Annotated in this window: 12 protein-coding genes; 6 read left to right on the top strand and 6 right to left on the bottom strand. The window is 60.2% G+C overall.

Annotation, left to right across the window (positions count from 1 at the left end; genetic code table 11):
* Window positions 1-13: 13 nt before the first annotated feature.
* From DKK66_RS11165 to DKK66_RS11150, 4 genes are all read right to left on the bottom strand, one after another.
* Window positions 14-628, bottom strand: coding sequence for a peroxiredoxin (locus DKK66_RS11165; RefSeq protein ID WP_045847234.1), 615 nt, complete (start codon window positions 626-628; stop codon window positions 14-16).
* A gap of 297 nt (window positions 629-925) precedes the next feature.
* On the bottom strand, window positions 926-2,728 hold the full coding sequence (gene aspS, locus DKK66_RS11160; RefSeq protein WP_131358037.1) for an aspartate--tRNA ligase: 1,803 nt from the start codon (window positions 2,726-2,728) through the stop codon (window positions 926-928).
* Between the two features lie 79 nt (window positions 2,729-2,807).
* Window positions 2,808-3,461 carry a DUF502 domain-containing protein gene (locus DKK66_RS11155; RefSeq protein ID WP_062788281.1) on the bottom strand — a complete coding sequence of 218 codons (654 nt, stop codon included), beginning with the start codon at window positions 3,459-3,461 and terminating at the stop codon, window positions 2,808-2,810.
* Between the two features lie 6 nt (window positions 3,462-3,467).
* On the bottom strand, window positions 3,468-3,710 hold the full coding sequence (locus DKK66_RS11150) for an FmdB family zinc ribbon protein (RefSeq protein ID WP_045847232.1): 243 nt from the start codon (window positions 3,708-3,710) through the stop codon (window positions 3,468-3,470).
* Between the two features lie 296 nt (window positions 3,711-4,006).
* Here DKK66_RS11150 and fabI point away from each other — a divergent pair, with 296 nt between their 5' ends.
* From fabI to DKK66_RS11135, 3 genes are all read left to right on the top strand, one after another.
* The gene (fabI, locus tag DKK66_RS11145) at window positions 4,007-4,783 is read left to right on the top strand and encodes an enoyl-ACP reductase FabI (protein WP_131358035.1); all 777 of its coding nucleotides are present in this window, start codon (window positions 4,007-4,009) and stop codon (window positions 4,781-4,783) included.
* Between the two features lie 63 nt (window positions 4,784-4,846).
* Complete coding sequence (locus DKK66_RS11140; RefSeq protein WP_045847230.1) at window positions 4,847-5,776, top strand: phosphate acetyltransferase; 930 nt, start codon at window positions 4,847-4,849, stop codon at window positions 5,774-5,776.
* On the top strand, window positions 5,773-6,933 hold the full coding sequence (locus DKK66_RS11135) for an acetate/propionate family kinase (protein ID WP_131358032.1): 1,161 nt from the start codon (window positions 5,773-5,775) through the stop codon (window positions 6,931-6,933). Before DKK66_RS11140 ends, DKK66_RS11135 begins: the two co-directional genes overlap by 4 nt.
* Window positions 6,934-7,036: 103 nt before the next feature.
* Here the strand turns inward: DKK66_RS11135 and rpsT are convergent, their stop codons facing one another.
* The gene (gene rpsT, locus DKK66_RS11130; protein WP_045847229.1) at window positions 7,037-7,300 is read right to left on the bottom strand and encodes a 30S ribosomal protein S20; all 264 of its coding nucleotides are present in this window, start codon (window positions 7,298-7,300) and stop codon (window positions 7,037-7,039) included.
* Window positions 7,301-7,422: 122 nt separating this feature from the next.
* On the opposite strand from rpsT, the gene murJ reads away from it, so the two are divergent.
* Both murJ and queF read left to right on the top strand, forming a co-directional pair.
* A complete protein-coding gene (gene murJ / locus DKK66_RS11125; RefSeq protein ID WP_131358029.1) occupies window positions 7,423-8,958 on the top strand; it encodes a murein biosynthesis integral membrane protein MurJ in 1,536 nt (511 codons plus the stop codon).
* 22 nt (window positions 8,959-8,980) lie between these two features.
* Window positions 8,981-9,820 carry an NADPH-dependent 7-cyano-7-deazaguanine reductase QueF gene (gene queF, locus DKK66_RS11120; RefSeq protein ID WP_242673477.1) on the top strand — a complete coding sequence of 280 codons (840 nt, stop codon included), beginning with the start codon at window positions 8,981-8,983 and terminating at the stop codon, window positions 9,818-9,820.
* A 70-nt stretch (window positions 9,821-9,890) separates the two neighbouring features.
* On the opposite strand, the gene DKK66_RS11115 is transcribed toward queF, so the two are convergent.
* Entirely contained in the window at window positions 9,891-10,571 is a 681-nt protein-coding gene (locus DKK66_RS11115; protein WP_045848707.1) for a pseudouridine synthase, read from the bottom strand.
* Between the two features lie 164 nt (window positions 10,572-10,735).
* On the opposite strand from DKK66_RS11115, the gene DKK66_RS11110 reads away from it, so the two are divergent.
* On the top strand, window positions 10,736-11,446 hold the full coding sequence (locus DKK66_RS11110; protein ID WP_131358026.1) for an alanyl-tRNA editing protein: 711 nt from the start codon (window positions 10,736-10,738) through the stop codon (window positions 11,444-11,446).
* The last annotated feature ends 19 nt before the right edge of the window (window positions 11,447-11,465 follow it).

Genomic DNA, 11,465 nt, shown 5'->3' with positions numbered 1-11,465 from the left:
TCAGCAAGGCTGCTTACAGCTGGGCGGCGTTTTCAGCCAGGTAGGAAGCAACGCCTTCGGCGCTCGGCTTCATGCCTTTCTTGCCCTTGTTCCAGCCAGCCGGGCACACTTCGCCGTGTTCTTCAGTGAATTGCAGTGCGTCTACCATGCGGATCATTTCATCCACATTGCGGCCCAGCGGCAGGTTGTTGACAACCTGATGCTGTACCACGCCAGCCTTGTCGATCAGGAAGGAACCACGGAAGGCCACGCCACCGTCGGCTTCCACATCAAAGGCCTTGCACAGGTCGTGCTGAATGTCGGCCACCAAGGTGTAGCCAACTTCGCCGATGCCACCCTTTTCCACCGGGGTGTTGCGCCATGCAGCGTGGGTGAACTGGCTGTCGATGGACACGCCGATCACTTCCACATTGCGGGCCTTGAATTCAGCCAGACGGTGATCGAAAGCGATCAGCTCGGACGGGCAGACGAAGGTGAAGTCCAGCGGGTAGAAAAACACCACGGCGTATTTGCCGGCAGTGGCTTCCTGGAAGGAGTAGTTGTCAACGATCTGACCATCGCCCAGAACGGCGGAGAAGGTTTTTTCACCAGCGAAGAACGGTGCTTGCTTACCAACGAGTACGGCCATGCGGATCTCCTTGCGTTGTTGATATGACAGCGTCTGCGGTATCGGGCAATACGCAAACGCTGCGGAATGCGGGGGCTTTATAAATCAGGCGGCAGAGGACGGGCAAATTGTAAATCCATATCGTGTCGATAAAGTTTCACAATGAATGCCGCCGAAAATGACTACCCATGACAGATGAGGTCAGCCATTACCGGTTTCAAGCCTCGCTTTCCGGACAGCTTCTGCCTGACTGCTTGCAGCATGAAAAAAAACGGACACCTGGGTGTCCGTTCTTGTGTGCTGCCATTGCCATCAGGCTCAGGCTGCCGGTTCGGCTTTCTGACGCAGACGCAGGTTCAGTTCGCGCAGCTGCTTGTCGTCCACCGCATTCGGTGCGTTGGTCAGCAGGCACTGGGCGCGCTGGGTCTTGGGGAAGGCAATCACGTCGCGGATGGACTCGGCACCGGCCATCAGGGTCACCAGACGGTCCAGACCAAAGGCCAGGCCACCATGCGGCGGTGCACCGAACTTCAGGTTGTCCAGCAGGAAGCCGAACTTGTTCTGCTGCTCTTCCGGGGTGATCTTCAGCGCAGCGAATACTTTTTCCTGCACGTCGGCACGGTGGATACGCACCGAACCACCACCGATTTCCCAACCGTTCAGCACCATGTCGTAGGCACGTGCCAGGCAAGCACCCGGATCGGTGTCCATCAGGTCTTCGTGACCCGGTTTCGGGCTGGTGAACGGATGGTGGCAGGCAGTCCAGCGGTCGGCTTCTTCGTCGTGTTCGAACATCGGGAAGTCCACCACCCACAGCGGACGCCATTCGCGTACGAAGTAAGCACCCTTCTCGCCATGCTCGTGGCCAATCTTGATACGCAGCGCGCCAATGGCTTCGTTCACCACCTTGGCCTTGTCGGCACCAAAGAAGATGATGTCGCCGTTGTCAGCACCGGTACGGGCGATGATTTCTTCCAGCGCAGCCACCGACAGGAACTTGACGATCGGGGATTGCAGGCCGCTGGTTTCGTCGTTGGTGATCTTGCTCTTGTCGTTGACCTTGATGTAAGCCAGACCCTTGGCACCATAGATGCCGACAAACTGGGTGTATTCGTCGATTTCCTTGCGCGACAGGGCAGCACCACCCGGTACACGCAGGGCCACCACGCGGCCGTTCGGCAGATCAGCGGCACCGCGGAATACCTTGAATTCCTCGGTCTTCATCAGGTCGGTCAGCTCGGTGAATTTGAGCGACACGCGCAGGTCCGGCTTGTCCGAGCCGTAGTAGAACATGGCGTCGTTGTAAGTCATGCGCGGGAACTTGCCCAGCTCGACATTCATCACGTCGCGGAAGATTTCCTGCGCCATGTTTTCGGTGATGTCCATGATCTCGTCCTCGTTCAGGAACGAGGTTTCGATATCGATCTGGGTGAATTCGGGCTGACGGTCAGCACGCAGGTCTTCGTCGCGGAAACACTTGGTGATCTGGTAGTAGCGGTCGAAGCCGGCCACCATCAGCAGCTGCTTGAACAGCTGCGGCGATTGCGGCAGGGCAAAGAACTCGCCCGGATGCACACGGGACGGCACCAGGTAGTCACGCGCACCTTCCGGTGTGGAGCGGGTCAGCATCGGGGTTTCGATATCGATGAAGCCCTGCTTGTCCAGATGATTACGCACGCCCATGGCCACGCGGTAGCGCAGGCGCAGGTTCTTTTGCATCGGGGCGCGACGCAGGTCGATCACGCGGTTCAAGAGACGCACGTTTTCCGAAATGTTCTCGTCGTCGATCTGGAACGGCGGGGTGGCGGCGCTGTTGAGGATTTCGATTTCCTTGGCCAGGATTTCGATTTCGCCGGAAATCATCTTGCTGTTGGCAGTACCGGCCGGGCGCTCGCGCACGATGCCGGTGATGGCCAGCACGTACTCGTTACGGCTGCTGTCGGCCAGCTTGAAGGCTTCCGGGGTATCCGGGTCAATCACCACCTGTACCAGGCCTTCGCGGTCGCGCAGGTCGATGAAGATCACACCACCGTGGTCACGGCGACGATGCGCCCAACCTTTCACGGTGACGGTCTGGCCGAGGTATTTCTTGTCAATAAGTCCGCAGTAGTCGGTACGCATCGGGTAACCCTTAGTATTGAATTCTGTATTGGTCATTCTGAATGAAACGAGCGTCTGCCGGAGCATGCCGGCAGAACGCTTAAGCTTGCTGGTTCTTGTTGCCACCCTGGGCATCTGGCGCCGGGGCGGGAACCACCACACCCATGGAAATCACGTACTTGAGGGCATCATCCACACTCATGGCCAATTCGCGTGTATCGCGCTTGGGCACCATGATGAAATAGCCGGAAGTCGGGTTCGGTGTGGTCGGCACATACACACTGACGTGTTCTTCCTCGCCCATTTGCGCCACCACCTGCGGTGCCGGCGAACCGGTCTGGAAGGCTACCGTCCAGCTGTCCTGGTGTGGCCAGCGCACCAGCAGGGCCTTTTTGAAGGCCTGGCCGGAATCCGACAGCAGCGTGTCGCTCACCTGCTTGACGCTGCTGTAGATGGACTTGACGAAGGGCGTGCGCGACATCAGGCCATGCCAGAAATCCACCAGCCTTTGCCCCAGCACGTTGGCGGCCAGCATGCCGGTGCCCAGCAGCATCAGGAAGGCAAACACCACGCCCAGGCCCGGAATGCTGAAACCGAACAGCTGTTCGGGCTGCCATTCATGCGGCAGCAGGTTCAGCGTCTGGTCCAGGGAGCCAATGATCAGGCTCAGCACCCACAGGGTGATACCCAGCGGCAGCCAGATCAGCAGGCCGGCAACCAGGTAGCCCCGTACGGTCATTTTGATGTGTGTCATGGGGGTTTAAGCGCACCCGCCGCCGCAAGAGCCGTTGCCACAGCTGTGACCACCACCGCCGGAGCTGCCGTTCTTGAAGTCGGTTTCATACCAGCCGGAACCCTTCAGCTGGAAACCGGCAGCAGACAGCTGCTTGTGATAGTCGGCACTGCCACAAGCCGGGCACTGGGCGATCGGATCGTCGCTCATCTTCTGCAAATGTTCCTTTGCTGCGCCACAGGCGGTGCAGCGGTATTCGTAGATCGGCATATTCCTTGCTCCAACCACTATCTAAATGGCATAAATGGCGTATTCTTGCTACAGTGCAACATGAATTTTTGCTACGGTGCAACATAGATTTTGCTACGGTGCACAATAACGCGGGTCATGTGACCTATGATGCAAAATGCGGTCAGGACAGGCAAATGCAAGTCGCCAGCCCGCAAACGGACGATTATATCCGACTGACGCCGCAATACAAAAATGCTGTTTTTCACGCACTCGCAATATCGCGCTGCCAGGATGCATCAAACCCGTCATCGACCCGCTAAACCCAAGAGGATTCCATGGACAGCATTCGCAACATCATCAGTGGCAAAAAAGGCCTGATTGTCGGTATTGCCAACGAAAACAGCATCGCCTATGGCTGCGCCAGCGTGCTGCGCGAGCTGGGTGCCGAAGTGGCCGTCACCTACCTGAACGCCAAGGCGGAAAAATATGTCCGCCCGCTGGCGGAAAAACTGGAAGCCCCGCTGGTACTGCCGCTGGACGTGGAACAGCCGGGCCAGATGCAAGAGGTGTTCGCCAATATCGAACAACTGTGGGGCAAGCTGGATTTTGTCATCCACTCCATTGCCTTTTGCCCGATGGAAGACCTGCACGGCCGCGTGGTGGACTGCTCGCGTGAGGGCTTCCAGCAAGCCATGCATGTATCGTGCTACTCCTTTGTGGAAATGGCCCGTCATGCCGAACCGCTGATGAAGGATGGTGGCTCGCTGATTACCATGAGCTACTACGGCGCGGACAAAGTGGTGGAAAACTACAACATGATGGGCCCGGTGAAGGCGGCACTGGAGAGCGTGTCGCGCTACATGGCCAGCGAACTGGGCCACAAGGGCATTCGCGTGCATGCGGTCTCGCCCGGCCCGCTCAAGACCCGTGCTGCCTCCGGCATTGCCCATTTCGACCAGTTGATCGACGACGCCATTGCCCGTGCACCGCAGAACAAGCTGGTGGATATCGAAGACGTGGGCATGACCTGCGCCTTCCTCATTTCCAACGCCGCCCGCAGCCTGACCGGCCAGACCATCTATGTCGATGGCGGCCACCACATCATGGCCTGATGACACCACGGCCAGCAGCCTGATGCCGCTGGCCTCCTCCTGCCTGCGCTCCGGAGACCCTGAATGACCCGCGATGACAAAGCATTTGACGACATCCTGCAACAGGCCACCGCACAAGGCCCGCTTCCCATGGCGGTGGCTCATCCCTGCAGCCGTGAAGCCCTGCTGGGTGCGGTAGAGGCTGCCGATCACGGCATTGCCACCCCCATCCTGATCGGCCCGCGCAGCAAACTGCTGAAGCTGGCCGAAGAGCTGGATGTGGACATCAGCCGCTTCGAGCTGATCGACACCCCGCACAGCCATGCATCGGCCGAACAGGCGGTCAAACTGGTGCGTGACGGCTATGCCGACATCCTGATGAAGGGCAGCCTGCATACCGACGAATTCATGACTGAAGTACTGGCGCGCGACACCGGCATCCGCACTGATCGCCGCATCAGCCACGTGTTCATCATGAAAGTGGAAAGCTATCCGCGTTATCTGTTCATCACCGACGCTGCCATCAGCATCGAACCGGACCTGATGACCAAGCGCGACATCTGTCAGAACGCCATCGACCTCACCCACGCGCTGGGCATTGCCCGCCCCAAGGTGGCCATTCTGGCGGCAGTGGAAACCATCAACCCGGCCATGCGCGCCACGCTGGATGCCGCGGCGCTGTGCAAGATGGCGGATCGCGGCCAGATTACCGGTGCCGTGCTGGATGGCCCACTGGCTTTTGACAATGCCATCTCCCATGAAGCCGCCGACACCAAGGGCATTGTGTCCCCGGTGGCAGGCGACCCGGACATCCTGCTGGTGCCTGAGCTGGAATCCGGCAACATGCTGGCCAAGCAGCTCACTTATCTGGCGGCGGCTGCCTCCGCCGGCATCGTGATGGGTGCACGCGTGCCCATTGTGCTGACCAGCCGCGCCGAAGACGCCACTGGCCGCCTGGCCTCCGCCGCCGTCGCCAATGTCCTGGCGCACCGCCGCCGCGGAGCCAGCCAGTGATCAAGGCCCTGATTGCCGTCAATGCCGGCTCCTCCACGCTCAAGTTCCGCGCCTATGCCATGGAAGGCGGTGCGCTGCTGATGCGCGGCCTGATCGACCATTTCGGCCAGCCGCACACCAGCCTCAGCCTGCACGACACCCTGCATCAGCAACTGGAAGAGCGCGAGCTGGGTGATGACAGCCGCGAAGCTGCCGTGGCCGCCATGATCAACACCCTGGCCGATCACGGCATTGCCGTCACCGCCGTGGTGCACCGCGTGGTACACGGCGGCAGTCGCTTCCATCAGATCACCCGGCTGGACGAGTCTGTCTGCCAGGCACTGGATGACTATGTGCCGCTGGCCCCGCTACACCAGCCAGTCAGCCTGCAAGTGATCGAAGCTTTCCGCACCGTGGATGCCGGGCTGCTGCAACTGGCCTGCTTTGATACCGCCTTCCATGCCAGCCAGCCGGAAGTCGCCACCCGCTTTGGCATTGCCCGGCACTGGCATGAAGAAGGCGTGCGGCGTTACGGCTTTCACGGTCTGTCCTATGCCTCCATCAGCCGTCGCCTGCCGGAGCTGAAGCTGGCCGAACGCAAGGTGGTGGTGTGCCATCTGGGCAGTGGCAGCAGTGCCTGCGCCATCGAGCATGGGCAAAGCGTGGCATCCAGCATGGGCTTTTCTGCGGTGGACGGGCTGATGATGGGCACACGCCCCGGCTATCTGGACCCGGAAGTGGTGCTGTACTGGATGGAACATGAAGGCATGGGGGTGCGCGAGGTACGGCGCGAGCTGTACAAGAACTCCGGCCTGCTGGGCGTCTCCGGCGGCCTGTCGGCCGACATGCGCGAGCTGCTGGCAAGCCCCCTGCCTGCAGCACGTGAAGCGGTAGAGCTGTACTGCTACCGCATCGTGCGGGAAATTGCCTCGCTGGCCGCTGCCATGAAGGGGCTGGATGCCATCATCTTTACCGCGGGCATTGGCGAACATTCGGCAGAAGTACGTGGCCGGGTGCTGGGCCAGCTGGGCTGGCTGGGCTTTGCTATCGACCATGCAGCCAATCTGGCACATGCCCGCAAGCTGACCACTGCCGACAGCCAGCACCATGCTTATGTGCTGGATACCGATGAAGAAGGTGAAATGGCCAGACAGGCATTTGACCTGCTAAAGCAGTAGGCAATATGGCGTGGCAAATGCACAACACTGCATGCCACGCAGACAAACAAAAAGCCCCGCCAATGCGGGGCTTTTATGTATTTCTTGCAGCGCTGGGCTGGGATCAGGCCATGGCCTTGATCTGAGCGGACAGACGGCTCTTGTGACGAGCTGCCTTGTTCTTGTGGAACACGCCCTTGTCAGCGATACGGTCGATTACTTTGGTGGAAGCGTGGAACACAACCTTGGCCGCAGCCTTGTCACCACCTTCAATTGCCTTAAGCACTTTCTTTACTGCAGTACGGAACGCAGTACGCAGGCTGGCGTTGTGCGCGCGCTGCTTAAGGGCTGTGCGTGCACGCTTGCGAGCTTGTGCGCTGTTAGCCATGAATCTTTCTCCTGATGAGCGGAATCTGAAACCCGCGATTCTAAGCCTTAACAGCAGGTTTTGCAACAATAAACCCGCCAGCGTAAACTAGCCGGCTTGCTCAACCCTCCCACCCATCATCAATGAACCTGCTCAAGGCGCTGGCTGCAGTCAGCAGCATGACCATGGTGTCGCGCATTCTCGGCCTGGTGCGCGACACGCTTATCGCCCGCGTATTTGGTGCCGGCATGTCGGCAGATGCCTTCAATGCTGCCTTCAAGATTCCCAACATGTTGCGCCGCCTGTTTGCCGAGGGCGCATTCTCGCAAGCCTTCGTCCCCATTCTGGGCGAATACAAGAACCAGAAAACCGAAGAGGAAACCCGCGAATTCGTGGCCAAGGTAACCGGCGTGCTGGGTTCGGTGCTGTTGCTGGTCACCGCCATCGGCATGCTGGCCGCCCCGGCCATCATGTGGATTTCCGCCCCCGGCTTTTATCGCGAACCGGCCAAGGCCGCGCTGTTTGCCGACATCCTGCGCATATCCTTTCCTTATATCTTTTTCATTTCGCTGTCCTCGATGACCGGCAGCATTCTCAATAGCTGGGGCAAGTTCTCGATTCCGGCTTTCACGCCCACCTTCCTTAACCTCAGCTTCATCGTGTTTGCGCTGTTTTTCACCCACAGTTTTCACCCGCCCATCATGGCCATGGCCTGGGCAGTGTTTGTTGGCGGGCTGATCCAGCTGGTTTGGCAACTGCCCTTTCTCAAGCAGATCGGCATGCTTACCATGCCCATCTTCGACTTCAAGGATGCCGCGGTATGGCGGGTGATCCGCCAGATGGGCCCCGCCATTTTCGGCGTATCAGTGGCGCAGATCTCGCTGTTGATCAACTCCACCTTTGCCTCCTTCCTGCCCACCGGCAGCGTGTCGTGGATGTATTACGCCGACCGGCTGATGGAATTTCCCTCCGGCGTGCTGGGCGTGGCACTGGGGACCATCCTGCTGCCCTCGCTGTCCAAGCACGCAGCCAGCAAGTCCGATAGCGAATTCAGCGTGTTGCTGGACTGGGGCATCCGCCTGTCCTTGCTGCTGGCAGTACCGGCCACCGTGGGCCTGGGCCTGCTGTCCGGCCCCTTGCTGTCCACCCTGTTCATGTATGGCCGTTTTACCGCCCACGACGCGCTGATGTCACAGCAGGCGGTGATCGCCTACTCCTTCGGCCTCCTGGGGCTGATTCTGGTCAAGGTACTGGCGCCGGGCTTTTATGCGCGGCAGGACATCAAGACGCCGGTGCGCATTGCGCTGATTACCCTGTGCTGCACCCAACTGATGAATCTGGCCTTTGTCTTCCCGCTCAAACATGCCGGACTGGCACTGTCGATCGGCCTCGCCTCCTGCCTGAATGCCGGTCTGCTGCTCTCCACACTACTCAAGCGCAAGATCTACCAGCCGCAAACGGGCTGGAGCAGCTTCCTTGGCAAGATGGCACTGGCCATCCTGGCCATGGCCGCCGTACTACTGCTGCTGCAAGCCGTGCTGCCCATCCACTGGGATGGTCACGCCTGGCAACGGGTGCTCTGGCTGACGCTGCTGGTGGTGGCTGGCGCCATCACTTATTTCGCCATGCTGTTTGCGCTGGGCTTCCGCCCGCGCCAGTTCATGCGCCGTGAACATTGATACCGTTTTGCAAGGAGTCGCCATGAAACCCCAAGCCATGTCACCGGAACAGTCCCCGCTGGGCAAGACGGTCAGCTATCAGGACCAATACGACGCCAGCCTGCTGTTTCCCATTCCGCGCAAGATGAAACGCGATGAAATCGGCGTGGACGAACAGGCGCTGCCCTTTGCCGGCGTGGATATCTGGACCGGTTTCGAACTGTCCTGGCTGAATGCGCGCGGCAAGCCGCAGGTGGGCATTGCCACCTTCCGCATTCCGGCGGACAGCCCCAACCTGATCGAATCCAAGTCGTTCAAGCTCTACCTGAACAGCTATAACCAGACCCGCATCGCCAGCCTGGCCGAATTGCAGGCCCAACTGGCGCTGGACCTGTCCAACGCGGCCGGCGGCAGCGTCACGGTCAGCGTGCAGCTGCCACAGGACTTTGCCGCAGAGCGTATTGCCGAGCTGGACGGCGACTACATCGACGAGCAGGACATCGCCGTGGACAACTACGCGCCCTGCCCGGACATCCTGCGTGCCGATACCGGCAATATCGTGAGCGAAACCCTGTGCAGCAATCTGCTGAAGTCCAACTGCCTGGTGACCGGCCAGCCGGACTGGGGCAGCGTGCAGATCCGCTACACCGGCCCCAAGCTGGACCGTGAAGCACTGCTGCGCTACCTGATCGGCTTCCGTCAGCACAACGAATTCCACGAGCAATGCGTGGAGCGCATCTTCACCGACATTCTGCGCGCCTGCGCACCGGAACAGCTGACGGTATACGCCCGCTACACCCGCCGTGGCGGCCTGGACATCAACCCCTGGCGCAGCAATGCCGAACAGGCACCGGCGGACAATATCCGGACGGCACGGCAATAAAGCACTTCTCCGCGCCAAACAAGAAAGGATGCCGCTAGGCATCCTTTCTTGTTTGCTTGCCACACCACACTCAAAACGGCGTCGGGGCGTCGAATTCCATTTCTTCCTGCGTCACCGGGTGACGCAACACCAGCCGCGATGCATGCAGCAGCAGGCGGTCGGCCTTGGCCAGCGCTTCTGGCGGCGCGTAGATATCATCACCCAGAATCGGGTGGCCGCTTTCCAGATGCAGCATGTGCATGCGCAACTGGTGGGCACGCCCGGTTTGCGGGTCCAGCTCCATGCGCGAGGTCTGGCGTGTGGTATCACGCGACACCACGCGGTAATGGGTGATGGCCTCTTTGCCTTCCACATGGTCGATCTTCTGGCGCGGGCGATTGGGCCAGTCGATGATCAGCGGCAGGTCGATGGTGCCGCTATTGCTTTGGACGATGCCATCCACCACCGCGATATAGCGCTTCTTGACCTTGCGGTCCATGAAGGCGATGGACAGCGCCCGCTGCATGGCCGCACCACGGCCAAAGATCACCAGGCCTGATGTGGCCATGTCCAGCCGGTGTACGGTCAGCGCATCCGGATACACTTTTTGCACCCGGCTGATCAGGCAGTCGTCCTTGCCCTCGCCACGGCCAGGCACCGACAGCAGGCCGGAGGGCTTGTCCACCACCAGCAGGCAGTCATCCACGTAAATGACTGACAGGCCGGTATCCGGCGGAGGCGTGTAGTTTTCCAGATTATGGGCTTGGCTCATGGCGGCAACAGGGGAACAGAATAAGTAAAGAGCGGCGATTATCTTACCCCCGGCCCAGCTTCACAAGCTGTCACCCTGCATTTGCCGGGGAATTGCCACTTGAAATGGCAGCACAACGCCATCACCCTGTCATGATCAGATCATTCCCCATGCAAGGAGCTGTCATGCCGGAGCGTTTTTACCTCGACCCTTACCAAACCACCCTGGAAACCACGGTCATCCGTCATGACGATGCCGGCCTGGTACTGGCAGACACCCTGTGTTACCCGCTGGGCGGCGGCCAGCCCGGTGACACCGCCACGCTGACCCTGGCCGATGGCAGCACGCTAGCCATCAGCGATACCCGCCGCAACCGCGAAACGCGCGAGATCCTGCACATCACCGCTGCCGATGCCCCGCGGCTGACCGCAGGCAGCGCCGTCACCCTGACGCTGGACTGGGCGCGCCGTCATCGTCACATGCGGGTGCATACCGGCCTGCATCTGCTGTCGGTGGTGATCAAGGCCGGGGTGACCGGCGGCAATCTGACCGCAGAAGGCGGTCGACTGGATTTTGATTTGCCGGAAGGCATGGAGCTGGACAAGGACGAGATCGAGGCCGGCCTGAATGCGCTGGTGGCACAGGACCTGGCCGTGAGCATCCAGATGACCAGCGGCGAAGCCCTGAAAGCCCGTCCGGAGCTGATCAAGACCATGTCGGTCACCCCGCCGCTGGAGCTGCCGGAAATCCGCCTGATCGAAATCGACGGCGTCGACCTGCAACCCTGTGGCGGCACCCATGTGCGCCGCACCGGAGAAATCGGCCGCCTGCTGGTGAAAAAGATTGAAAGCAAGGGCGCGCGCAACAAGCGGGTGGTGGTGACGCTGGCCGACTGAGGCCTGTTTGCCATCCAGC

It is taken from the genome of Aquitalea sp. USM4 (assembly GCF_004328945.1).
Classification (GTDB): Bacteria; Pseudomonadota; Gammaproteobacteria; order Burkholderiales; family Chromobacteriaceae; genus Aquitalea; species Aquitalea pelogenes.
Note: the sequence above shows the minus strand (reverse complement) of the source record. Positions and strands in the feature narration are given on the sequence as shown.